Genomic DNA, 22,942 nt, shown 5'->3' on the forward strand with positions numbered 1-22,942 from the left:
CCTGGCCCCAGCCTACAGCGCATAAGGCTGCAGCTTATATCCGCTCACCTCATATTCGCGCTTGTTCAGCCGTACCGCAATCCGCATCGTCTCCCCGTCGTCCGAGACCGACTGTTCGACAACTTCACCCATCCGGTGCGCAAGGGCGATCAGATCGCCCCTTGCGGCGGGAATCGCGAACGAACGGATTTCGCCGGTCAGCTTGTCCTGCACGGCGCGGCCGATCGCCTCCCGGTCGCTTGCCGAGAACGCGCTGACGAGCAGCGCGTCCCCGTCCCGCCGGAGCAGATGCAGTTCCTCATTCGTGCACAGGTCGATCTTGTTGTACAGCACGATCCGCGGCCTGTCTCCGGCTCCGAGCTCGGTCAAAATCCGATCGACGACCGCCATCTGCTCCTCCCGGTACGGCGACGAGCTGTCCACGACATGGAGGATGAGATCGGCTTCCGCCGCTTCCTCGAGCGTCGACCGGAATGCGGCCACCAGCTCGTGGGGCAGGTTCTGGATAAAGCCGACCGTATCCGTCAGGACGACCTCGGTCCCGTCCGGAAGCGTCCAGGCGCGCGAAGTCGAATCGAGCGTCGCGAACAGCTGGTTCTCGACGTACACATCCGCATTCGTCAGCTCGCGGAGCAGCGTCGACTTGCCGGCGTTCGTATAGCCGACGAGCGCGACCTGCGTGACGCCCGTCTTGCGCCGGCGTTCGCGCTGCACGCTGCGGTGGCGGACCACTTCCTTGAGCTGCCGCTTCAGATCCGCGATCCGCTCGCGGATATGGCGGCGGTCCGTCTCCAGCTTCGTCTCGCCCGGCCCCCGCGTGCCGATGCCGCCGCCGAGCCGCGACAGATTCTTGCCGTGGCCCGCAAGGCGCGGCAGCAGATAGCTGAGCTGGGCAAGCTCGACCTGGATGATGCCTTCCCGCGTCTTTGCGCGGCCTGCGAAAATGTCGAGAATGAGCTGCGTCCGGTCGATGATCTTCAGGTCGAGCCCTTCCTCCAGATTACGCACCTGCGCGCCGGACAGCTCCTGGTCGAAAATGGCCGTCGTCGCACCGAGCTCCTGCGCGACCGCGCGCAGTTCTTCCACCTTCCCCTTGCCGAGAAAAAAGCGCGGGTCCGGCGCCTCGCGGTGCTGCGTGACCGCAGTGAGCACTTCGACGCCGGCCGTTTCGGCCAGCGCGACAAGCTCGCGCAGCGAGTATTCCGGATCGACGCCGGCGCGCTTCATCTCGTCCGTCACCAGGCTGACCAGAATCGCCCGTTCCCGAATGTCAGCCGCCGTCTCGTGCAGCGTCGTCATGCCGCCACCGCTCCTTCATTGCCTGAAATGTATGGTCCGCCGGCTTTACGCATCCTCCGTATCCCAGCGAAAATCTTCCGGCCGGATCGTCATCAGCTCCTGCCTGCCGGGCTGGCCGCTGCCGTACAGATTGAGCAGCCGCACCGCCTGGTGGCGGATCGCCTTTTCGATCACATTGCGCACATAGCGCGCGTTGCTGAAAGCGAACATCGATTCGCGCTTCAGCTCGGCGAGATGCTGGCGCAGCTTGGCGACCGCCTGCGGCTGCATCTCGTAATCCCGCTCCTTCACCATCAGCTCGGCGATTTTGACCAGCTGGTCCACCGTATAATCCGGAAAGTCGATCCGGATCGGGAAACGGGAAGGCAGGCCGGGGTTGGACATCAGAAACATGTCGATTTCCTCGGGGTAACCGGCAAGGATGAGCACGAACTGATTTTTGTAGTCTTCCATCGCTTTCACAAGCGTATCGATCGCTTCCTTGCCGAAATCTTTCTCGCCGCCGCGTGCGAGGCTGTAGGCTTCGTCCACGAACAATACGCCGCCGAGCGCCTTGCGCACGAGGTCCCGTGTCTTCTGCGCCGTATGCCCGATATATTCGCCGACGAGATCCGCCCGCTCCACCTCGATGAGGTGTCCCTTCTGCAGCACGCCCATCTTCTGGAACAGCTTCGCCACAATGCGTGCGATCGTCGTCTTGCCCGTGCCCGGATTGCCGCGGAAAATCATATGATACACCTGGGGGCCGACCGACAGCCCCGCCGCCGCCCGCAGACCGGACACATGAAGGAGCGCATAGATCTCGTAGATGAGCGCCTTCACTTTCTCCATGCCGACCATCGCGTCCAGCTCGCGCTGGATTTCGGCGAAAGGCGAGCCCGGTTCAACGCCCTTCACCATTTCGCTCACCGGCTGTTCCGCAGGTGATGCGGCCGGCTCGACGGGCCGCAGGACGATGCTGATCTGCCGCGAAGGTCTGGGCGCTCCCGTGCCGCCCGCCGCTGCTGCGCGTCCGTTCATCAAGAACATCCCATCCTTCTCAGATAGATCGGACGATGTCGACGGTCCGCCTGATGCCTTATCCATCTTATTCGCGAGCGGTCCGAGATATTAGCAGAATCGGATGCGGACGCGCAAGGTTCACAAGCCGGGCCGGTCGGGAATTTGCAGGCCGATGCGCAGCAGCACGCTGTCGAGCTTCCACTTCGTGAAAGCCGCGATTTCCCGGACATGTCTCTGCGACGCGGGAAGCACGGACGATTCCGCCGCCGCGAACCCCGGCTGTTCGTAGCCGAGCCAGCGCGCGACATCCCGCGCCCGAGCCGCATGGAAATCGTGCGTCACGATGAGCGCCGTGCGAAGCCTTTCCCGATCCATGACGTCCCGGCTGAACGCCAGATTCTCATAGGTGCTCCGCGCTTCGGGCTCGAGCAGGAGCCGGTCTTCCGGCACGCCGAGTGCGGCCAGATAGTGCTTCATCCCTTCGGCTTCCGTCAGCCGGGAACCCGCATGGTCATAGCCGCCGGTCAGGATAAACACGCGGAACCGGCCTTCGCGGTACAGTTCGAACGCCTTGTCCAGCCGTTCCTTCAGACCCGGACTCGGCTCGCCGTTCCAGAGGGCCGCACCGAGCACGATGCCGGCGTCATATTCGGGCAGTTCCATCTTCGGTTCGAACGATTCGATCTTCCAATAAATCCAGGCGATCCAGCCCGCGCAGGCGACGGCCGCAGACAGGGCTCCCTTCAGCAGACGCACCGGCAGTCCGGATCGGCGTTTCCGCCGGCGGACGGCCTGCGCTTCCGCCGCCTTCATGACGGATCTTTCCCGACGATCCGTTCCGCAAGCTGTTTGCGGTGCCGCAGGCTGAGCGTGAAATAACGGAACCGGCCGTTCCGGATCATCGACAGCAGCCGTTCGGCGGTTCTGCGCGCCATCTCCGCGTCGCGCTTCGTCACCTCGCCGTTTTTCACCGCTTCTTCCAGTTCGTCCTCGTCGAGGAGGTAAACTTCCCCCGTCGGCAGCACGACGATGTCCAGGTACAGATCATCAAACCACGGCACCTTCTGGTCGGTCATGCCCTGATTTTTGCAAATGTCGATGTACCATTGCACGACTTTGCCCTTGTCATCGAACATCGTCGTGACAACGAAATGTTCGCCCTTCGGAAAATGCTGCATCCACAGATAGCCCCGGTTCGCCAGACAGAGCCTGCGTCCGTTGTATTCTTTCCAGAGCGGCTCGCGGAGCTCATGAATCCTATAGAACGTGACCAAGCCGCGGTAGTCGTCGCCGTCAAGCGCCAGACAGCTGTAGCTTCTGCGCAGGATGCGCCGCCAGTTGGCCCGATCCGAGAATTTACGTTTCATGGCAAGATACCTTTCCGCATGTGATGAGACTCTTTATGAAAAAAGATTACCACATCTGTCCGCTCATCACCAGTTGGCAGCGAGATAATCCGCCTTCGCCATGCGTCAGGGAGCCGGCGCGCCGTCCACGGGCGCCGGTTCTTCCGCCTCGCCTTCTTCCGTTTCCCCGTTTCCGGGTCCGGCCGGCTGCCCGGCGCCGCCGTTTCCGGATTCGCTGTTGCCGGGCAGCTCGCCGTTTCGGCTGCCGTTCGATCCGCCGCTGTTCCATCCTCCGTCGGGAATCGTGCCAGATCCTCCGTCCTGTCCGTCATCCTGACCGCCGTCTTCGCCGTCTCCGGGGATGCCGGAATCGTCAGGTTCACCGGGGAACGGCCAGATGCCTCCGTCATTGCCGTCAAAATCGCCGTCCGGAAAATCCGACGGCAGCTCCGGATCCGGCCAGATCGAATCGGGCACCGTCACGCCGCGGATCGTTGACTTGTCGCCTTCGAGCGCGTGCTCCCTGTCATAGACGGTCACGTAGTATTCGTACGTGACGCCGGGTTCGACCGCAAGGTCGAGCGCCGTCGTGCTTTCCGTTACGGTGAGCAGCTCGAATTCGTCCTCGTTTTCCGCCTTGCGGTAGACGCGGTAGAGCAGTCCCTCGCCCTGCCGCGACCACGACAGGCGGACGCCGAGATCCGCATCGCTCCAAGTAACGGAGAATCCTCCGACGGTCGGCGGCTTTACGACCGTCTTCACGCCTTCCGGCTTCGTGAAGGACGATGCCGGCACATCCTTCAGCGCTTCCCCCATCACCTTGGCGAACAGCGCCGCCGCCATCGAACTGCCGCGTTTCAGCACATGCTGCTCATCCGTGCGGTCATAGCCCATCCAGACCGCGGCCGTCCATTCCGGCGTATAGCCGACGAACCAGACATCGCGGTTGGCGCTCGACTTGAAGCCCGGAATGCCGTGCTCGGTCGTTCCGGTCTTGCCGGCGACCGGGCGGTTGATGAGCGCCTTCGTGCCGGTTCCGCCTTTCTCCAGCACCGCCTGCAGCATCTCCGTCATGTACCAGGCCGTCTCCGGCTTGATGAGCCGCTTCGCTTCCGGCGCCTTGTACTGGTAGATGACCTTGCCTTTCCGGTCTTCGATGCGCACGATGGCGTGCGGGTCGACCGATACGCCTCCGCTGGCGAACACGCTGTAGGCCGTCGCCATCTCCATCGGCGTCACCCCGCGCGTCAGACCGCCGAGGGCGATGGCCAGATTGCGGTCGTCCGCATCCAGCTCGATGCCGAGCCGCTTCGCGAATTCGAGGCCGCGATCCACGCCGATTTCATTGAGCAGCCAGACCGTCGAGGCGTTGCGCGACTCTTTGAGCGCCTGGCGCATCGTGATCGAGCCCGCATATTTGCCGCCCGGGTTTGTCGGACAATAATCGCCGTAGCATTTCTTCTCGTCCTGCAGTTTGGACCAGGGGTACCAGTCGCCCGACTCGAGCGCCGGGCCGTAAACGGCGATCGGCTTGAATGCCGATCCCGGTTGCCGCGGCTGCACCGCCCGGTTCAGCCCCTTGTTCTGATACTCGCGTCCGCCGGCCATCGCTTCGATCTCGCCTGTCCGGTGATCGATGATGACCATCGCACCCTGGACGATCCGGTCATCCGCGCTCTCCTCGAAATTGTCCGGATCGGCGAACGCCTTCTCGACGATCTGCTGGGCGTTAACGTTCAACGTCGTGTAAATTCTGTATCCGCCGACGCGAAGCTCTTCTTCGGTAAGTCCGGTCACCCGTTCCGCTTCGGTGGCGACAAAGTCGACGAAAGCCGGATATTTCTGCGATGCCGCGCCCGCATAAGCGTCTTCCGGCGGCTCGTATGCTGCCGCCTTCTTCTTCGCCTCTTCCACCTGCTCCGCCGTGATCAGTCCTTGCTGCTCCATCAGCGAAAGCACGACGGCCATCCGCTCCTGCGACCGCTCATGGTTGCTTATCGGGTTGTAAACGTTCGGCGCCTTCGGAATGCCGGCCAGCGTCGCTATCTCCCAGATCTCGAGCTTGTTCAGATCATCCTTGCCGAAATAAAGCTTGGACGCCGCCAGAATGCCGTGCGCGCCTCTGCCGAAATAGATCCGGTTCAGATACAGCTCCAGAATCTCGTCCTTCGACAGATTCTTCTCGAGCGCCACGGCGATCGACGCTTCCGACGCCTTGCGGAAGAACGTTTTCTCATGGCTGAGGAACATGTTCTTTGCGAGCTGCTGCGTGATCGTGCTGCCGCCTTCCACCATGCTCCGCGCCATGATGTCCTTTACGATCGCGCGGCCGATGGCCCAAAAGTCGACGCCTTCATGCTCATAGAAGCGCCGGTCTTCCACCGCGACGAACGCCCGGTACACCAGCTCCGGGATATCCCCGAATTTCACATATTCCCGGTTCTCCACCGTCGCAAGTGCGGCCGCTTCGCGGCCGTCCTTGTCGTAAATGATCGTCGTCTCGGCGAACTCGAACGCTTTCTGGTTCGCCGCCAGTATCCGTTCTCCGTTCAGCACGATCAGGAGATAGCCAACCACCGCGCAGACGACCGCAAGACAACCGGTGGCCAGAAACCAGCCAAACCAGTGTCTTCCCCTTTTTCTTCCCCCGCGTTTCTTGTCCGCCTTCCCGGATGTCTTGCCGCCGGACGGACGCTTCGGATTGCGATTTGTCGTCACAGCAGACTCCCCTCCTCCGTCTCGGTTGCCTGTTCTCTCTATGTTTCCCGGAAACAAAAGAACAACCCACGGCAGGGCCGCTCCGGCGGTTCAAGTTCACCGTTGCGGCACCAAGGGGCGGGTTGCTCCTTGTCGATCCGTTATTTGAATTAACGACGCGGGCGGTCAAAAAGTTTCGCTTCTGTCAGGATTCGGCTCCCGAATCCGGCATGAGCGAGATGCTGCGCTGCGGGGTAAAGGTCGAGATTGCGTGCTTGTAAATCATCTGTTGACGGCCTTCGCTCTCGATGACGATCGTGAAGTTGTCAAATGCCCGGACGACGCCCCGGATCTGGAAGCCGTTCGTCAAATAGACCGTTACGGGAACGCTGTCCTTGCGAAGATGATTGAGAAACGTATCCTGAATATTGATGGATTTGCTCATGGGCCGTTACCCCCGTCGAAAAGATTGGTTACATGTACATTCGGGCTAATCCTCGAACTTTCCTGTTATTATAGCATGAATGGCTTCCAGATTGGCGATAAAATTTCCTTCGTCCGTCACATCCACCCATTCGATCCCTTTCATCCGCCGGAACCAGGAGAGCTGCCGTTTCGCGTAACGACGCGTGTCGCGCTTCAGCCGCTCGACCGCTTCTTCCAGCGGCAAGCCTTCGGTGAGATGCGGCACGATCTCCTTGTAGCCGATCGCCTGCATCGAAGTCGATTCCGGCGGCACGCCGCGCCGGAGCAGCTCCCGCACTTCATCGACCAGGCCCTCGTCGATCATTGCGTCGACGCGCCTGTTGATGCGATCATACAGGACGTTCCGGTCCATCGTCAACCCGATCAGGCAGAACGCGTACGGCGATTCCCTCGGTTCCCGGAAGCCGGCGACCTTCGTCGACATCGCCTCTCCCGTCTCCAGCGCGATCTCCAGGGCGCGGATGACGCGCTTCACATCGTTCGGATGAAGGCGCGCCGCGGATTCGGGGTCGACCTCCCCGAGCCGCTTGTGCAACGCTTCGGCGCCGTGCTCCTCGGCATAATGCTTCAGCTCCGAACGGACCCGACTGTCGGACGGCGCCTCGGGAAAATCAAAGCCGTAGAGGAGCGATTCGATGTACAGCCCCGTGCCGCCGACGATGAACGGCAGCCGTCCGCGCGCGACGATCTCTTCGATGCATTCGCGCGCCAGCTTCTGAAACTCGGCCGCGGCGAACGGTTCTTCGGGATCGCGGATGTCGATCAGATGGTGCGGGATGCCTTCCGTCTTATCCGGCTTGATCTTGGCGGTTCCGATGTCCATGCCGCGGTAAATCTGCATCGAGTCGCCCGAAATGATCTCGGCGTTCCATCTGCGCGCGATCTCGAGGCTGTAGCGCGTCTTGCCGACCGCCGTCGGGCCGACGAGAACGAGCAGGCGGGGTTTGCCGGTGCGGAGATCAATGACGTTCAACGCGGATCACCCCGTATGCGACGGCGGACGTTTTCTTCGGCATCACCCAGGTGAAGCCGAGCCGCCCGAATTCGCCGCTGTCGCGGTTTTCCTTCAGCACGACGGCGCGGCGCGCGACGCGCTTCGCCTCGCGGACGGCCTCATGCGAGAGCGGCGCCGGATTGGCGACGCCGCGGAGCGGCTCCATGCTCGACGATTCGTGCACCGGAATGCGAAACATCGGATCGAAATAGACAATATCGACGCTGTCATCCGGCAGGGATGACAAATATTCGGCATGATCGGACCGGATCAGTTCGATCCGCCGCAGCGCGGCGTCGGCATCGTCCATTCCCGTCTTGTAGGTGCGCAGGCCTTCGCGGACGATCGCGTGCAGCACCGGCTCGCTCTCGAGGGCGACGACGCGGCCCGTCGGACCCGCCGCGAAGGAGAACACGAACGCGTCCCCCGCCAGTCCGGCCGTGCAGTCCACGATGCTGTCCCCCGGCCTCACCCCGCTGATTTCGACGAGCGGATCGCGCACGCCTTCGCGCAGCCGCTTGACGCGGACGAGCGCCATGCCCGGGTGATAGCGCAGCGGCTGGCCGCCGTCCTTCGTGTGCAGCCTGAGCCCGTCAGGGCCGGTGACCAACACCCGCTTCGAGCCGTACCGCCTCATGAAGGAAGCCAGCGTCGCGTTGCCGCGCGGCACGTATCGGCCGCCCAGCTCGCTCGCCAGACCTTTCGCCTGCGCGGTTTCCTCTTCCGTCGGCTTCATGCCGGTCGTCACGATCATTATATCACCCGTTTGAACATTTTCTCCAGCTGATAGGTCGAGATGTGGACGACGATCGGACGTCCGTGCGGGCAGGTATACGGCTGGCTGCAGGCGGACAGGCGGGCGATCAGCGCCTCGCCTTCTTCGCGGGTCATCCGGTCGTTCGCCTTGATCGACGCCTTGCAGGCGGTCATGATCGCCGCCTTCTCCCGCAGCTTGCCGATGTCGATCGACTTCTTCTCCGCGAGAATCCATTCGGCCATCTCCTCGATGATTTCCCGTTCACTGCCCTGCGGCAGCCATTCGGGGTACGCCCGGACGAGGAAGGCGCTGCCGCCGAACGGTTCCAGTTCGACGCCGGCCGCGGCGAACGCGTCAAGCCGGCTGCGGATCGCTTCCGCTTCACCGGACGTGAACTCGAGCGTCATCGGCACGAGGAGCGTCTGGCTCAGTTTCGGCGGCTCGGAGAATTTGCGGAGATAGTATTCGTAATTGATCCGCTCGTGCGCCGCGTGCTGGTCAATCAGATACAGGCCGTCCTCGCTCTGGGCGAGGATATAGGTGCCGTGAAGCTGACCGATCCAGGACATCTCGGGAAAAGCCCGGCGTTCGGAGTCCTCGCGCTCGCCGTCCGGCCGGACGGCATCTTGCCCGGCGGCCGGATGAGGCTGAACGGCATCCGCCGGTCCGGGCTTCGCGGCCGGATTTGCAGCATCGGCGGCCGGCGCCGCCGCCGGGCCGGCCGCACCGGAGAATCCGCCGGTATCCGCGGTCGAACGGTCCGCGCCATAGGCCAGACCGGCGGCCGTCTCGCGGATCGCGGCTTCATTCAGCCTGGCGGACGGCCGGTACAGACGATCCGCGGCGTCGCGCGGCACCGCGATTCCGCCGGCGGACGGCGGCTTGACAGCGGGCCGGTCCGGCGGTGCCGGCGGGAACGAAAGCCGTTCCTGGATGACCGCCGGCTTCATCCCGGCGGCGGGCGCCGAAGGAATGTGCGCCGTCCGCCCGAGCGCGCGGCGCAGCGCCGATTCGACCAGCTCCTTCAGTTCCGCTTCCTTGCTGAAGCGCACTTCCTGCTTCGCCGGATGGACGTTGACGTCGAGCAGGCCGGGATGCATGCCGACTTCCAGCACGACGAGCGGAAAACGGCCCGTCGGAAGCAGCGTATGATATGCTTCGAGAATCGCCTGCTGGATCGCGAAACTGCGGATGTAGCGGCCGTTCACGATCGTCGTGATGCCGCTCCGGTTCGCCCGGGTCAGCTCCGGCTTCGACAGCCAGCCCTCCAGCCGGTAGTCCGGATGATCGGCGGCGGCCCGCAGCATCTGCCGGGCGGCCGCCGCGCCGTAAATCGCGGCGATCACCTGCAGCCGGTCGCCGCCGCCGGTCGTGCGGAGCAGCGGGTTTCCGTTGTGCGTCAGCGTGAACGCGATGCCGGGATGGGACAGCGCCAGCCGGTTCACGCAATCGGAAATATGGCCGAGCTCGGTCTGAATCGTTTTCATGTATTTCAGTCTGGCCGGCGTGTTGAAAAACAAGTCCCGCACGACGATTTCCGTTCCCTTGGGCGATGCGGCCTGCTCGATCGACCGGACATGGCCGCCTTCGAGGACGATTTTCCGCCCGAGTCCGGAGTCGTCCGCGGCGCTCAGGCAGGAGACGCGCGAGACGGCCGCGATGCTCGGCAGCGCTTCGCCGCGGAAGCCGAGCGTCGCGATGCGGAACAGATCCCGGTCCGTGCGGATTTTGCTCGTTGCATGGCGCTGGAACGCCCGTTCCAGATCGTCCGCCTCGATGCCCGAGCCGTTGTCCCGCACGCGGATGAAGGTCAGGCCCCCCTCTTCGACCGCGATATCGATCTCGGTCGCCCCCGCGTCAATCGCGTTCTCCGCCAACTCCTTCACGACGGACGCCGGGCGCTCGACCACTTCGCCCGCGGCGATCCGGTTCGCAAGCTGCTCGTCCATCACCTGAATGATTCCCATTCGGCTCCCCCGCTTTCCGCTGCCTGGTCCCGTCCGATTGCTTTACTGCTCGTTCAGCTTCATTTTCATCTCATGGATCCATTGCATCGCCATGAGCGGCGTCATGTTCATCAGGTCGACCTTGCGCAGCTGCTCCAGCACGTGGGTCTCCGTGGCGCTGCGCTTCGGTTTCGGCGGCGCCGGCGGTTCGGCGAACAGCGCCAGCTGCAGCGGCTCTTCCGCGGCGGCGGCCGCTTCGGGAGCGGCGCCGGCGCTGACGGCCGTTTCGCGCACCGCATCCGCTTCACGCGCCTCCGATGAATCTTGACGTTTTGCTTCGGCCGAATGTTTTTCCAACCGTGCCTGTTCGGCTTCCGCCTGATGCAGCAGCTCGTACGCCCGTTCGATGATCGAATCCGGCAGTCCCGCCAGCTGCGCGCAATAGATGCCGTAGCTTGTCCCCGCCGCGCCCGGCACCAGCTTGCGCAGGAACGTCACGGTGCCCGCCTCTTCCGCGACGGCCATGCAGCCGTTCGACAGGCCGGCGAGCGTCTGTTCAAGTCGAGCCAGTTCGTGGAAATGCGTCGACACCAGCGCCTTGCATCCGATCCGGTCGTGCACGTATTCGATGACGGCCTGGGCGATCGCCATCCCTTCCGACGTCGACGTGCCGCGGCCCAGCTCGTCGATAATGACAAGGCTGCGGCGCGTCGCCCGTTCGGTCATGATCTGGATGTCCCGCATCTCGACCATGAACGTGCTCTGGCCGCCCGCCAGGTCGTCCGCCGCCCCGATCCGCGTGAAGATCCGGTCGGTCAGCGGAATCTCGGCGCGCCGGGCCGGCACGAAGCAGCCGATCTGCGCCATGATGCAGAGGAGCGCCGCCTGGCGCATGTACGTGCTCTTGCCGGCCATGTTCGGCCCGGTGATGAGCAGCATCGGCGAATCCGAGGTCAGGCGCGTCCCGTTTGCGATGAACGGCGAATCGCCCGTCATCGTCTCGACGACCGGGTGCCGCCCGTCCTCGATGATGAGGTCGTACCCTTCGGTGATGACGGGACGGACATAGCGCCGCTCCGCGCTGACGGTCGCGAACGACTGCAGCGCGTCGATCGCGGCTATCGCGCCGGCCAGCTTCTGCAGCCGTTCGATCTCCCCGGCGATCCGGTCGCGCAGCTCGACGAATTTCCGGTACTCGAGGTCGACCATTTTCTCCTCGGCTTCGAGGATGAGCTGCTCTTTCTCCTTCAGCTCCGGCGTGACAAAACGCTCCGCGTTGGCCAGCGTCTGCTTCCGCTCATAGCGCCCTTCCGGCAGCAGCGCCAAATTCGCCTTGGACACTTCGATGTAGTAGCCGAACACTTTGTTGTACCCGACTTTAAGCGACTTGATGCCGGTCGCCTCGCGCTCGATGCGCTCGAGTTCGGCCAGCCATTGCTTGCCGTTCACGCTCGCCTCGCGGAGCCTGTCAAGATATTCGTCGCAGCCGCTCTTGATGAGTCCGCCGTCCCGCACCGAAACCGGCGGGTCGTCTACGATGATGGCTTCGATCCAGTCCGCGATGTCGGCGCACGTGTCGAGGCTGTCCACCAGCCGGGCAAGCGCCGGAGAACCGGATGAAGCGCAGAGGCTTGCGATGGCCGGCGCCTGGCGGAGCGATGTCTTCAACGCAACCAGATCGCGTCCGTTCGCACTGCCGAACGCGATCCGGCCGACCAGCCGCTCCAGGTCGTAGATTTCGCCCAGCGCGGTTCTCAGCTCTTCACGCAGCATGAGGTCGGCATGCAGCTTGTCCACCGCATCCAGCCGCTCCTCGATGGCGGCGCGGCTGAGCAGCGGCTTGTCGATCCACCGCCGGAGCATCCGCGCGCCCATCGCCGTGCACGTGCGGTCGAGCAGCCAGAGCAGCGAGCCGCGGCGGCTGCGCTCGTGCACCGTCTCGGTGAGCTCCAGATTACAGCGCGTATGCTGGTCGAGAATCATGTATTGATTCGCTTCGTATTCGCGGAAGCGCGACAGATGGACGAGCGCCCGGCGCTGCGTCTCTTCGAGATAGCCGGTCAGCACGCCGATCGCCCGGCGTCTGACGGGCGCGAGTCTTGTGAGCGCCTCCGCGCCGAACCGCTCTGCGAGCCGGCCGTCCTCTGCCGCCTCCCTCGCGGTATAGACGATGTTCCGCCCGGCCATCGCCGGGGATTCCTTCAGCTTTGCGAGTATTTGTTCGGTGCCGACGATTTCGCGCGGCTGATACACGCCCGTCTCGTCGGCGATCGCCTCGATATTGGCGGGAAAAGACGTCACATACAGCTCGCCCGTCGACAGGTCGCAGACCGCCAGCCCGCAGAGGCCGTCCTCTTCCGCAAGGCCGGCGATGAAGTTGTTGCCCCGCTCTTCGAGCGACCGGGTCTCCATGATCGTCCCGGGCGTCACGATGCGGACGATTTCGCGCCGGACAACGCCCTTCGCGGCCTTCGGATCTTCGACCTGCTCGCAGATCGCCACCTTGTAGCCTTTGTCGATCAGCTTCGCGATGTAGCTTTCGGCGGAATGGTACGGCACGCCGCACATCGGGATCCGTTCTTCGCCGCCGCCGTCCCGTCCGGTCAGCGTAATCTCCAGTTCGCGGGCGGCCAGAATCGCGTCATCGAAGAACATTTCGTAGAAATCGCCCAGGCGGAAGAAGAGAAACGCGTCCTTCACCTGTTCTTTGATCGCCAAATATTGCTGAATCATCGGCGTATATTGAGCCGTCATGCCGCCCCTCCCATGATCACCGGCATCTGCCGGACATCATTGGTCATTATACCAGAAAGCGCACCGATCGGGGAACGAGCGGATTGGCCGCCGCTCCCCATCATTGCGGGTGATGCCAACATCACGAACGGTCATTATTCCTGATATGAAAACTTATCCATACTCGAAATGGTTTGCAATCATCTTCATCGAAGTCGGGGAGTGGCGAAAATGTCCGGCATGCCGGAAGGTTATCTCAAAGTGAAGGGGCGCCCGGGAGCGCCCCTTTTTGTTATGCCGGAAGAACATGCGGGATGAGGAAAGCAAGCGCGTGCGTCAGCGCACCGGCAACCCCCATTTCGGCCGGATATCGGCGTCCTCGCGCCATACCTCCCCCCGCTCCAGCGCGGCGAAGAACGGCGCGATCCAGCGTCTGTGGAGCGCGTAGCCGGGCACGCGGCGCATGACGTCGTGCACCCGGCGGGCGATCGCGCGCAGCGCATCCCGGTCGCCTTCGTAATAGGCGCGCCGGCCCGCCTCCGTCTCGCTCGGCAGGCCGGTAAGCGCCGCCAGCAAGGCGGTGTGCCGCGCGGCCAGCAAAGCGGCGGCGAATGCCGCCTGCGCGGCGAGCGGCGAGACGAGCCAGCTCGGCGGCGTCCGGTACTCGAAGCCGTGGCGCTTCACGCGGAAGTCGCCGAGCGCGCCGTACCGCGGACGTCGCCGCAAAGCGCGCGCGTCCTCCGCCGCGGCCAGCGGCAGCGCGACGCAGCTGTCGAGCACGCGCAGCAGCCGGGCGCTCGGCGGAACGTTCAGGTGCAGATGGCCGCCGAGCGCGAAGCCGGGCACCGGCATCCCGCCCGCCAGCCAGCGGAGCGGCCGGCCGGCCTCCGCCGTCATCGCCTCCGCCCGCCGCATCAGCCCGCGGATGCCGCGCATGAGGCCGGCCGGGTCCGGCGCCGGATCGGGTCTAAGCTCCGCCACCGGGCAGCAGAGCCGGCCGCGCACGCGCAGCGCGTCGCTTCCGGCCGCCCCGTCGCGCGGGAAATAGCGCGAAGCGGAGACGACGCGGCCGTCCGGGCCGACGAGCAGAAACTCGGGATCGGCGCCGATCAAGAGCTCCCGCCGGCGGCCAGCCTCCGCCTCCGCTTCCTCCGCCAATGCCGCGCGGAACGCCCTGACCGCCTCCGCCCAGAGCGGCAAATCCCGCTCCTCCGGCCCGCCGAACGGTCCGGCCACCCGCACGGCGCCGTCGTCGGCCGCCGCGAGCAGCACCGTGCCGAAGTCGCGGCCGGCCGCGTAAAGCGCCTTGACCGCCGCCGCTTCGAGCCGGCGCCTGAGCGGATGGGGCCCGTTCCAGTCGGCGGGCAGCAGGCCCGATCCCGGGCCGACGCGACGGACCGCAAGCGGCTGCAAATGAAAGACCGGCACTTCGAACAGCCGCACGCCTCCCGCAGCGCCCGCATGCCCGTCCGATCCTTCGGCAGCGGCCTCCCCGCCCGCAACAGAAGGATCGAACCTGACGCCCGCAAGCCGCATCTGCCCGATATCGTCCGGATCCAGCCCGGGACGGCCGTCCATGAGCCAGACGCCGGCGTCGAACCCGCGTTCCGCCGCCGCGCGTTCCCGCCGGGGCCGCCGGAACATGATCACCGCGTCGCCCGCCTTCGGCATGCCGTCATGCCCGCAGCGCGGCAGCTGCAGTTCGGCGGCGATCCGCGCCATGGCCCCGCTTGCCGCCGTTTGCTCATCGATCCACAATCGTCCCGTCACGCCGCATCACCCCCCGACCGCCGCAAGGCAAGCACCGCCCATTCGACAAAAAAGAGGGCATACGCCCTCGAATCATTGCACCTGTTCGCATATCCTGCATATGAGAACCGGCCATTGCAGATCCGGAAAACGGCGCGACCCACACGCCAGCCGCCCGCCGGCTTACAGCTCGTCGTCCAAAAGTTCCGGATCCAGATCTTCGTAACCGCCGTCGTCGTAGCCGTCGTAAGCTTTGTCCTCGTCGCCGCAGCCGCCGGGGCACACGGCGACGCACACCTTCGTCTCCGCGATCATTTCGACGGCGAACTCGCGCTCGACGCGCACGACGACATCCGCGCCGCTCGCGGAAATGTTCGCTTCAACGCAGCTCGGCTCCTGCGTCGCGACGGCGGACACTTCCTCCGTCGAAGCCCGGTGTTTCGGGTCGATGTAGGAAAGCGGCACAAGTTCGGAATACGAAATCGTCTCTTTGGCAACGTCCGTCTCGGAGTTGCGGTTGTAGGAATACCAGATGTTGATATCGTAAGTGCCGATGACCTCGATACCGTCGCCCGACCGGACCGCTTCGTATTGATGATTGATGATCCAGGCCCCCAGAATGCTGGTCGGCCGATGGGGCGGCGTGAAGGTGTGGGAGACGGTGGAGAACTTACGACCTTTTCCGCAGACAGCCTTCGTGATTATCTCTCTGCACTTCAGCTGTTTATCTGCAATTGCCATGCTGTTTAACCTCCTCCATGCAATCATTCAGTTAAAGTCTATGCAGGACATGGGCGAATGTTGATTGCGCCGCGGCAACTTCATCTTTATGTTTATGCCGCGCAAGGCTTGTGTTAGTATTCGGCTTCTCAGCAAAACGACGCAATTTTCATCCGCCCGTCCCCGCAGTTTTCGGACAAGCCCGCTTCCTCTGGAAAAAGGCCCGCTCGCATGCACAACGCTCAGCTTTCCGCTCACCGGTCCCTGTAACCCGGCGACAGCCGCGCCTCGATCAGCGAGACGAGTCCGTACATGACGGCGGCGACCGCGCCGATCACGATAAGCGATGACAGCACCAGCGTGAAATTGAACACCTGAAATCCGTAGATGATCAGATAGCCGAGTCCGCGTTTTGCCGTCAAAAACTCGCCGACGATGACGCCGACCCACGACAATCCGACATTCACCTTCAGCGCCGAGACGATCGTCGGCAGCGAGCCGGGCAGGACGGCCAGCCGGAACACCTGGCCCCGCGTGCCGCCGAACAGCCTCACCACCTTCAGATAGTTGGCGTCGATTTCCCGGAAGCGGCCGTAGATCGTGAGCGTCGTAATGATGATCGTCACCGACACCGCCGTCATGATGATCGACAGGTAGCCGGGACCGAAGCCGACGATGAAAATCGGACCGAGCGCCACCTTGGGCATGCTGTTCAGCACAACCAGGTATGGATCGAGCACGCGCGAGACGACCGGGAACCACCAGAGCAGCGCCGCCAGGGCGGTTCCGCCCAGCGTGCCGAGCACGAAGCCGGCGGTCGTCTCGGCCACGGTCGTCATCGTATGCGGCAGAAGCGATCCGGAAGCGGCGAGCTCCCCGAGCATCCTCGCGATTTTGCCCGGGTAGCTGAACAGCAGCTCGTCGATCCAACCGGAACGAACGGCCGTCTCCCACAGGATGATGAAGGCGGCGAACAGCGCAATCTGCAAAATCCGGACAACCAGCGTGATTCGCGCGGCCCGCGAACGGTACTTATGCTCAAGCTCGCGAATCCAGCTGTGTTCCCGCTCCTCGGGCATGGCCCGGACCCCCTCCCTCCGAATCCTGAATCATCCCCCGCAGACGGTGGAACAGCGGCCCGAATTCCGGTTCCCACCGCGCTTCGGACGGCTGTCTCGCGCGGATCGAAGCCGGCACGTCCAGCACGGTCCGGATGCGGCCGGGCGATGCGTCCAGAATGACGACGCGGTCGCTCATCGCGGCCGCCTCTTCCAGATCGTGCGTCACCAGCACGGCCGTCACGCCGCGCGCGCGCACCGTCTCCCATACGAGATCTTCAAGCTGCAAACGAATAAGCAGATCGAGCGCCGAGAACGGTTCGTCGAGCAGCAGCACATCCGGCTCCCGCGCCAGCGTCCGCACGAGCGCGGCGCGTTGGCGCATCCCGCCGGACAGCTCATGCGGAAAGCGGCGCGCGGCCCCGGCCAGGCCGAATTCGGCAAGCAGCCGGTCGACGCGCCGCTCGGCTTCCGGACCGCGCGCGCCCGCGATTTCGAACCCGATCAGCGCGTTGTCGCGGATGTTCCGCCACGGGAACAGATAATCCTGCTGGAGCATGTAGCCGATGCGCGGGTTCGGGCCGATCACCTTCTCGCCCGCCAGTTCGACGGTTCCCCGCGAAGGCTTGATGAGGCCGGCCAACAGATTGAGGATTGTCGTCTTGCCGCAGCCGCTCGGTCCGACCAGGCTGACGAATTCGCCGGCGGCGACGTCAAGATTCAGCCCGTCCACGGCCAGCGCCGCGCCCCCGGGACCGACGTAAGCGTGCGATACGCCGGACAGTCGAAGCATGGCGTCCATCCGCATCCCTCCTCCGCTTGCGCCATGCGGCTGACGCGCTTTTCATCAGCGCAGCGCCTGCTCCGCGAACGAGTTGTCGACGATCGCGTCACGCGGCGTTCTCTCCGTGATCTCGCCGGCCTGCTCCATGATGTCCAGCAGATTGTTCCATTCTTCCTCGTCGATCACGCCGCCGACGGCGTACGATTGCTGCGCCTTGTACCGCTCGATGACGCGGGCGGCAATGTCCCGATCCGTGCCTTCGAAAAACTCGAGTACCGCGTCCGCAATTTCGCCGGCCGGATGGTCTTCGACCCACCGCTGCGCCTTCGTGACCGCGTTCGTGAACCGCTGGACGATTTCTTTGTTTTTCTCGATGTAGCTTCGCTTCGCCATGAACACCGTGTACGGCAGCCGGCCGCTCTCCACGCCGAACGACGCGATGACGTACCCTTTGCCTTCCTTCTCGAAGATCGACGCCTGCGGTTCGAACAGCTGGACGTATTCGCCCGTTCCCGAAACGAAAGCCGCCGGAATGTTGGCGAAATCGACGTTCTGGATCAACTCCAGGTCTTCATGGGGATCGATGCCGTGTTTGCGCAGCGTGAACTCGCCCGCCATCTGCGGCATGCCGCCCTTGCGCTGGCCGAGGAACACCGATCCTTTCAGCTCGTTCCAGTCGAACGGCTCCTTCTTCTCGCGGGCGACGAGGAACGTGCCGTCAGTCTGCGTCAGCTGGGCGAAATTGATCACCGGATCATCCGCACCCTGCTGATAGACATAGATCGACGTCTCCGAACCGACCAGCGCGATGTCGATGCCGCCCGACAGCAGCGCCGTCATCGTCTTGTCGCCGCCGGCCGTCGTCTGGAGGTCGACCTGAAGTCCCTCATCTTCAAAAAAGCCCTGGCTGAGCGCGACATATAAGGGGGCGTAGAAAAGCGAGCGCGTCACCTCACCCACTTTCACCTTCGCCGCCTCTTTCGAACCGCCGCCGCAGCCCGCCAGCAGCGCAGCGATCAGCGCGGCCGCGAGCAGCCATCCGTATCGCGATCGCTTCTGCATGCACCTTCACCGCCTTTTCCTACCGGGTTGAATCGGGTGTGTTACAACCTATTCTCCGGGCAGACGGTTGGTGTATGGCGGCGGGCGCCCAAGTACGAAAAACCCGGCCGGTCCGCCTCGCATGGCGTTCCGGCCGGGTCTTGCGCCCGGGATTACAGCCGGTAGATATCGCGGTATTTTTCCTCCAGGTAATCGGTCAGGTAGGACGGATTCAGCGGTCCGCCGGTTACGCGCCGCACGATCTCGCCCGGCGTCTCCAGCTTGCCGTACCGGTAAATGCGCTCCGTCAGCCAGTCTTTGATCGGGATCAGGCGGCCGGAACCGACCAGTTCCCATATGTCCGGCATTTCCCGCTCCATGGCAGCGGCGAACTGCGCGGCGTACATGTTACCGAGCGCATACGACGGGAAATAGCCGAACGCGCCGCCGGACCAGTGGACATCCTGCAGCACCCCTTCCGCGTCATTCGGCGGTTCGATACCGAGGTATTCCTTGTATTTCGCGTTCCAGATCTCCGGCAAATCCGCCGCGGTGACGCCTTCGTCGAAAATCATTTTTTCGATTTCGTAACGGATGACGATGTGCAGGTTGTACGTCAGCTCGTCGGCTTCGATGCGGATCAGCGACGGTTCGACGATGTTGATCGCCCGGTAGAACGATTCCGCATCCGTATTCAGCCGGCCCGGAAAATGGCTTTGAAGCTCGCCGAAATAGCGCTGCCAGAACGGACGGCTGCGACCGATGATGTTCTCCCAGAAACGCGACTGCGACTCGTGGATGCCCATCGACGTGCCGGTCTGCAGCGTCGTGCCGGCAAGCTCGCTGCCGAGGTTCTGCTCATATAGCGCATGGCCGCCCTCGTGGATCGTGCCGAACAGGGCGCTGGCCACATCGTTCGGCAGGTAGCGTGTCGTGATGCGGACGTCGCCGGGATTGAGTCCCGTCGCGAACGGGTGGACGCTTTCGTCCAGGCGGCCGGCTTCGAAATCAAAGCCCATTTCCTTCAGGATGAACAGGCTGAACCGGCGCTGCGCTTCCGGCTCGAACGTCCCGGCCAGGACCGAACGGTCCGGCTGAGCGGGCGATTCGGCGATCGCGGCCGCGAGCGGGACGAGCTTCTCCCGGAGGCCCCCGAACAGCCGGTCGAGCTCGGCGGTCGTCATGCCCGGTTCATACTGGTCGAGCAGCGTGTCGTAACGCGTCCCCTTCACGCCCCACAGTTCGATGAACCGGTTCGTATAGTCGATGATCCGCTCAAGGTACGGCCGGAAGCCGGCATAGTCGTTGTTCGCCTTCGCCTGCTCCCAGAACGCTTCCGCCTGCGACGTCAGCACGACGTATTCCTGATACAGCTCCGGCGGGATGCGCCGGTTCCGCTCGTATTCCTTCGCCGTCTCGTCGACCAGCCTCCGGTCGATCCGGGACAGGTTCCCGTACGCATCGGGCTCCCGGAGACGCGCCAGCAGTTCGCCCATCTCATCGGATACGGCCAGTCTGAACGACTCGGCCGACAGGACGCCGACCGCCTCCGATCGGGCGTCGATGCCGCTCTTCGGCGCGCCGGTCCGCATGTCCCAATACGCGAGCCCGATCACTTCCTCGTAGCTTTTGATCTTCTTGATCAGCTCGCGGAATTTCGCGAGCGCTTCCGCCTTCTCCATGCATCCAACCGCCTTTCCAGCAATTTGGCTCTCCACTTGATGATACGTCCGCTCGCACCGTATAATCAACTTTGACTTGCGGCGGCCCAGGGCCGCGAAAGGAGAATCGCGATGCGCATTGACATGACGCCGGAAGCTGCCGGCCGGCTTGCCGCCATGCCGGGCGTCGGACGGCGGCTCAGGCTGATCTATGATGCGGAAGGCTGCGGCTGCGCCGTCAGCGGCGTCCCCGCTCTGCAGACGATCGATGAACCGGCGCCCGGAGATGCGGAGGCGGAGACGAACGGACCGTTCGAGGTCGGATACGATCCGCGGCATGAAGTGTTTTTCGAAGATCGACTGGTGATTGACCGCGCGCCGGACGGCGACGGTCTGATGCTGCGCGGCGCGGGACAAATCTACACGACGCATCTCAGGGTCATCACGGCCCGGCATTCGGGAGGTTAATCATGAAACGGCTGGAATCCATATTGGAACATAACCGAAAGTTTGTCGAAAACCGCGAGTATGAAGCGTACATGACGGATCGCTTTCCCGACAAGAAAATGGTCGTCGTCACCTGCATGGACACGCGGCTGACGGAACTGCTGCCGCGGGCGATGAACCTGCGCAACGGCGACGCGAAGATCATCAAGAACGCCGGCGGCATCGTCACGCAGCCGTTCGGCAACATCATGCGGAGCATCCTGATCGCGCTGTATGAAATGAAGGCGACCGAAGTGTTCATCGTCGGACACCACGAATGCGGCATGACCGGTCTTGATCCGGATGTCGTGCTGGAGCACATGCGCGAGCGCGGCATCGCCGATTCGACGATCGAGATGCTGACGAACGCGGGCTTTCAGCTTGACCGGTGGCTGACCGGGTTCGACAACGTGCGCGACAGCGTCGAGAAAAGCGTCCGCATCGTCAGCCGCCACCCCTTGCTGCCGCCGGGCACCTATGTGCATGGCCTGATCGTGCACCCCGTCACCGGCAAGCTCGACCTCGTCGTGGACGGCTACACCGGACAAGCCGTGTGAGCGCTGCGGGATTCCGGCGCTACGGATCGCGCCGCCGCGCAGCCGTCCGCTCGGCCGCTGCCCTCGCCCGCGCTTCAATGACGTCCGACCGGTCGCGCAGCGCGTGCCGCCGGACGATGCTCTCCTCGAGCGGATCGTCCGCTCCCCAGGCAAAACCTTGCCGGCGAGCCCGTTCCTGCAGCAGCTTGAGCAGTTCGCCGTCCCGGATCGGCAGATTGACCGCCCGGTAAACGGCTTCTCTCCCCGCCGCTTCGAGCCGGCGCGCCGATTCGGCTGCGATTTCTTGCACCGCCGCGCCGTCCAGTCCGAGCCGGTCGAGCGTCTCCGGGCGGAGCCGCGCCGCCGCGCCGCGGTACATTTTCACCGCGCCCGCCGCATTGCCGCGTCGATGATGGTACAGCGCCACCGCGAGCTGGATCAGTCCGACCCAGACGTCGCGGTCCGGATCCCGGAGCGGCAGCGATTTCCAGTATTCCTCCAATCGTTCATGGCATTCGAAGTAATCGCGCGTCGCGTGAAACTCGAACAGATAATCCACATACGGTTCCGGATACGCGGACATGCCCGTTCACCTGCCAGCCTGCCTGTTCTTGTAACGGCATTTTCTTAAACAACTTTCTTGAAACCGGGACCCGACCCGGACGTATAAGTTGATGATACCAGAAGACAGAACATAGTGGGAGGCAAGTCATACCATGAAGTCATCGACCTGGACGAAAGCGCTTCTGCTGCTCACCGTCTTCACCGTGTTCTTCGTGACGGTCGCCGAACCGGCCGATGCGCGCCGCGGCCGCTTTACCGCACCGAGGCAGACGTTCAAGGAGCAGCCGAAGAAAATTCAGGACAACAACGTCAGCAAAACCGATCGGACGGCTTCCGGCACCGCTTCTAGCACGAAGGCCGGCGCGAACACAACCGGCGGCACCGCCGGCACGCAGCGCGGCTTCTTCGGCGGCGGCAGCTTCATGAAGGGCCTCATGATCGGCGGTCTCGCCGGCCTTCTGTTCGGCAGCCTGTTCGCCGGCATGGGATTCTTCGGCGAACTGCTCGGCCTGATGATCAATGTGCTCGCCATCTATTTCCTGTTCGTGCTGATCCGCGCCGCATACCGGTACTTCCGCGACCGGAGACCGCCGCGTGAATCGAGGAGACCGTACTGAGCATGCGGCTGTCAATGGATGAGATCGTCAACGCGGTCTGCCTTCATTTCGCCGAACGGAAAGGCGTGAAGCCGACCGACGTTGAAGTGCAGCTTCAATGGGATGAGGATTACGGCTATACGGCCGAGGTCTGGGTGCTCGGCCGCAGCCAGTACATCGTCGAAGCGAATTTGCTCGAAGCAATCGAGCGGTATATGTTCACCGAATACGGCAGACGGGTGTTCCGCGAACAGATCCGGCTCGGGCTGGATGACGAGATCTGGGCGGACATTGCGGATTAAAGGCGGGTTCAGCCTGCTTATGCAGGGCGGCCGTCCGGCTCATCAGCGAATGGGCCGGGCGGTTTTTATTTTGAGTACGGGGCTCCGGAAGTGCCGGTATGTTTTTACGTTTATTTTTTTGGGCGCCATGGAAACTTTGCCAAGCAACCTTCCTCCATCTTCTGCGTTAAACTAATAGATTCACA

General features: G+C 63.6%; 21 protein-coding genes. 4 read left to right on the plus strand and 17 right to left on the minus strand.

What is annotated here, in order from left to right; translation table 11 throughout:
• Window positions 1-12 precede the first annotated feature (12 nt).
• From hflX to C6W55_RS06745, 16 genes are all read right to left on the minus strand, one after another.
• Window positions 13-1,299: a GTPase HflX gene (hflX, locus tag C6W55_RS06670; RefSeq protein WP_286892027.1), complete on the minus strand. Its 1,287-nt coding sequence runs from the start codon at window positions 1,297-1,299 to the stop codon at window positions 13-15.
• Window positions 1,300-1,344: 45 nt separating this feature from the next.
• Entirely contained in the window at window positions 1,345-2,319 is a 975-nt protein-coding gene (locus tag C6W55_RS06675) for an AAA family ATPase (protein WP_041854330.1), read from the minus strand.
• Between the two features lie 120 nt (window positions 2,320-2,439).
• Entirely contained in the window at window positions 2,440-3,114 is a 675-nt protein-coding gene (locus C6W55_RS06680) for a SanA/YdcF family protein (RefSeq protein WP_286892028.1), read from the minus strand.
• Window positions 3,111-3,668, minus strand: a complete 558-nt coding sequence (locus C6W55_RS06685) for a ribonuclease FAU-1 family protein (RefSeq protein WP_015254638.1) — start codon at window positions 3,666-3,668, stop codon at window positions 3,111-3,113. Before C6W55_RS06685 ends, C6W55_RS06680 begins: the two co-directional genes overlap by 4 nt.
• 105 nt (window positions 3,669-3,773) lie before the next feature.
• Window positions 3,774-6,365: a transglycosylase domain-containing protein gene (locus tag C6W55_RS06690; RefSeq protein ID WP_286892029.1), complete on the minus strand. Its 2,592-nt coding sequence runs from the start codon at window positions 6,363-6,365 to the stop codon at window positions 3,774-3,776.
• Between the two features lie 184 nt (window positions 6,366-6,549).
• A complete protein-coding gene (gene hfq / locus C6W55_RS06695) occupies window positions 6,550-6,789 on the minus strand; it encodes an RNA chaperone Hfq (RefSeq protein ID WP_015254640.1) in 240 nt (79 codons plus the stop codon).
• 45 nt (window positions 6,790-6,834) lie between these two features.
• Window positions 6,835-7,803, minus strand: a complete 969-nt coding sequence (gene miaA, locus C6W55_RS06700) for a tRNA (adenosine(37)-N6)-dimethylallyltransferase MiaA (RefSeq protein WP_015254641.1) — start codon at window positions 7,801-7,803, stop codon at window positions 6,835-6,837.
• Window positions 7,790-8,578, minus strand: a complete 789-nt coding sequence (locus C6W55_RS06705) for a class I SAM-dependent methyltransferase (protein WP_015254642.1) — start codon at window positions 8,576-8,578, stop codon at window positions 7,790-7,792. Before C6W55_RS06705 ends, miaA begins: the two co-directional genes overlap by 14 nt.
• Entirely contained in the window at window positions 8,578-10,548 is a 1,971-nt protein-coding gene (mutL, locus tag C6W55_RS06710; RefSeq protein ID WP_015254643.1) for a DNA mismatch repair endonuclease MutL, read from the minus strand. Before mutL ends, C6W55_RS06705 begins: the two co-directional genes overlap by 1 nt.
• A gap of 42 nt (window positions 10,549-10,590) precedes the next feature.
• A complete protein-coding gene (gene mutS / locus C6W55_RS06715) occupies window positions 10,591-13,281 on the minus strand; it encodes a DNA mismatch repair protein MutS (protein WP_286892030.1) in 2,691 nt (896 codons plus the stop codon).
• 315 nt (window positions 13,282-13,596) lie between these two features.
• The gene (locus tag C6W55_RS06720; RefSeq protein ID WP_286892031.1) at window positions 13,597-15,030 is read right to left on the minus strand and encodes a putative amidoligase domain-containing protein; all 1,434 of its coding nucleotides are present in this window, start codon (window positions 15,028-15,030) and stop codon (window positions 13,597-13,599) included.
• 162 nt (window positions 15,031-15,192) lie between these two features.
• Window positions 15,193-15,750 carry an outer spore coat protein CotE gene (locus tag C6W55_RS06725; RefSeq protein WP_286892032.1) on the minus strand — a complete coding sequence of 186 codons (558 nt, stop codon included), beginning with the start codon at window positions 15,748-15,750 and terminating at the stop codon, window positions 15,193-15,195.
• Window positions 15,751-15,983: 233 nt separating this feature from the next.
• The gene (locus tag C6W55_RS06730; RefSeq protein ID WP_286892033.1) at window positions 15,984-16,808 is read right to left on the minus strand and encodes an ABC transporter permease; all 825 of its coding nucleotides are present in this window, start codon (window positions 16,806-16,808) and stop codon (window positions 15,984-15,986) included.
• Window positions 16,768-17,589 (minus strand): ABC transporter ATP-binding protein, encoded by an 822-nt coding sequence (locus C6W55_RS06735; protein WP_286892034.1) that lies wholly within the window; start codon window positions 17,587-17,589, stop codon window positions 16,768-16,770. Before C6W55_RS06735 ends, C6W55_RS06730 begins: the two co-directional genes overlap by 41 nt.
• A 45-nt stretch (window positions 17,590-17,634) precedes the next feature.
• Entirely contained in the window at window positions 17,635-18,633 is a 999-nt protein-coding gene (locus tag C6W55_RS06740; protein ID WP_286892035.1) for an ABC transporter substrate-binding protein, read from the minus strand.
• A 152-nt stretch (window positions 18,634-18,785) separates the two neighbouring features.
• Window positions 18,786-20,294 carry a carboxypeptidase M32 gene (locus C6W55_RS06745; protein ID WP_286892036.1) on the minus strand — a complete coding sequence of 503 codons (1,509 nt, stop codon included), beginning with the start codon at window positions 20,292-20,294 and terminating at the stop codon, window positions 18,786-18,788.
• A gap of 111 nt (window positions 20,295-20,405) precedes the next feature.
• Between C6W55_RS06745 and C6W55_RS06750 the strand changes: the two genes are divergently transcribed.
• Window positions 20,406-20,741, plus strand: coding sequence for an iron-sulfur cluster biosynthesis family protein (locus tag C6W55_RS06750; RefSeq protein ID WP_286892037.1), 336 nt, complete (start codon window positions 20,406-20,408; stop codon window positions 20,739-20,741).
• 2 nt (window positions 20,742-20,743) lie between these two features.
• Entirely contained in the window at window positions 20,744-21,316 is a 573-nt protein-coding gene (locus tag C6W55_RS06755) for a beta-class carbonic anhydrase (protein WP_286892038.1), read from the plus strand.
• Window positions 21,317-21,335: 19 nt separating this feature from the next.
• Here the strand turns inward: C6W55_RS06755 and C6W55_RS06760 are convergent, their stop codons facing one another.
• The gene (locus C6W55_RS06760; RefSeq protein ID WP_213483328.1) at window positions 21,336-21,878 is read right to left on the minus strand and encodes a DUF309 domain-containing protein; all 543 of its coding nucleotides are present in this window, start codon (window positions 21,876-21,878) and stop codon (window positions 21,336-21,338) included.
• Window positions 21,879-22,011: 133 nt separating this feature from the next.
• Here C6W55_RS06760 and C6W55_RS06765 point away from each other — a divergent pair, with 133 nt between their 5' ends.
• Entirely contained in the window at window positions 22,012-22,476 is a 465-nt protein-coding gene (locus C6W55_RS06765) for a hypothetical protein (RefSeq protein WP_015254653.1), read from the plus strand.
• 2 nt (window positions 22,477-22,478) lie between these two features.
• Window positions 22,479-22,757: a YxcD family protein gene (locus C6W55_RS06770; RefSeq protein ID WP_213483330.1), complete on the plus strand. Its 279-nt coding sequence runs from the start codon at window positions 22,479-22,481 to the stop codon at window positions 22,755-22,757.
• Window positions 22,758-22,942: the final 185 nt, after the last annotated feature.

The sequence above is a fragment of the Thermobacillus sp. genome (genome assembly GCF_003390775.1).
Lineage (GTDB): Bacteria > Bacillota > Bacilli > Paenibacillales > Paenibacillaceae > Thermobacillus > Thermobacillus xylanilyticus.

What these genes read in the sequence shown, in the direction of transcription:
- hflX (WP_286892027.1), bottom strand. Translation starts at nt 1,299, where the DNA reads ATGACGACGCTGCACGAGACGGCGGCTGACATTCGGGAACGGGCGATT.
- C6W55_RS06675 (WP_041854330.1), bottom strand. Translation starts at nt 2,319, where the DNA reads ATGAACGGACGCGCAGCAGCGGCGGGCGGCACGGGAGCGCCCAGACCT.
- C6W55_RS06680 (WP_286892028.1), bottom strand. Translation starts at nt 3,114, where the DNA reads ATGAAGGCGGCGGAAGCGCAGGCCGTCCGCCGGCGGAAACGCCGATCC.
- C6W55_RS06685 (WP_015254638.1), bottom strand. Translation starts at nt 3,668, where the DNA reads ATGAAACGTAAATTCTCGGATCGGGCCAACTGGCGGCGCATCCTGCGC.
- hfq (WP_015254640.1), bottom strand. Translation starts at nt 6,789, where the DNA reads ATGAGCAAATCCATCAATATTCAGGATACGTTTCTCAATCATCTTCGC.
- C6W55_RS06705 (WP_015254642.1), bottom strand. Translation starts at nt 8,578, where the DNA reads ATGATCGTGACGACCGGCATGAAGCCGACGGAAGAGGAAACCGCGCAG.
- mutL (WP_015254643.1), bottom strand. Translation starts at nt 10,548, where the DNA reads ATGGGAATCATTCAGGTGATGGACGAGCAGCTTGCGAACCGGATCGCC.
- mutS (WP_286892030.1), bottom strand. Translation starts at nt 13,281, where the DNA reads ATGACGGCTCAATATACGCCGATGATTCAGCAATATTTGGCGATCAAA.
- C6W55_RS06725 (WP_286892032.1), bottom strand. Translation starts at nt 15,750, where the DNA reads ATGGCAATTGCAGATAAACAGCTGAAGTGCAGAGAGATAATCACGAAG.
- C6W55_RS06730 (WP_286892033.1), bottom strand. Translation starts at nt 16,808, where the DNA reads ATGCCCGAGGAGCGGGAACACAGCTGGATTCGCGAGCTTGAGCATAAG.
- C6W55_RS06735 (WP_286892034.1), bottom strand. Translation starts at nt 17,589, where the DNA reads ATGGACGCCATGCTTCGACTGTCCGGCGTATCGCACGCTTACGTCGGT.
- C6W55_RS06740 (WP_286892035.1), bottom strand. Translation starts at nt 18,633, where the DNA reads ATGCAGAAGCGATCGCGATACGGATGGCTGCTCGCGGCCGCGCTGATC.
- C6W55_RS06745 (WP_286892036.1), bottom strand. Translation starts at nt 20,294, where the DNA reads ATGGAGAAGGCGGAAGCGCTCGCGAAATTCCGCGAGCTGATCAAGAAG.
- C6W55_RS06750 (WP_286892037.1), top strand. Translation starts at nt 20,406, where the DNA reads ATGCGCATTGACATGACGCCGGAAGCTGCCGGCCGGCTTGCCGCCATG.
- C6W55_RS06755 (WP_286892038.1), top strand. Translation starts at nt 20,744, where the DNA reads ATGAAACGGCTGGAATCCATATTGGAACATAACCGAAAGTTTGTCGAA.
- C6W55_RS06760 (WP_213483328.1), bottom strand. Translation starts at nt 21,878, where the DNA reads ATGTCCGCGTATCCGGAACCGTATGTGGATTATCTGTTCGAGTTTCAC.
- C6W55_RS06765 (WP_015254653.1), top strand. Translation starts at nt 22,012, where the DNA reads ATGAAGTCATCGACCTGGACGAAAGCGCTTCTGCTGCTCACCGTCTTC.
- C6W55_RS06770 (WP_213483330.1), top strand. Translation starts at nt 22,479, where the DNA reads ATGCGGCTGTCAATGGATGAGATCGTCAACGCGGTCTGCCTTCATTTC.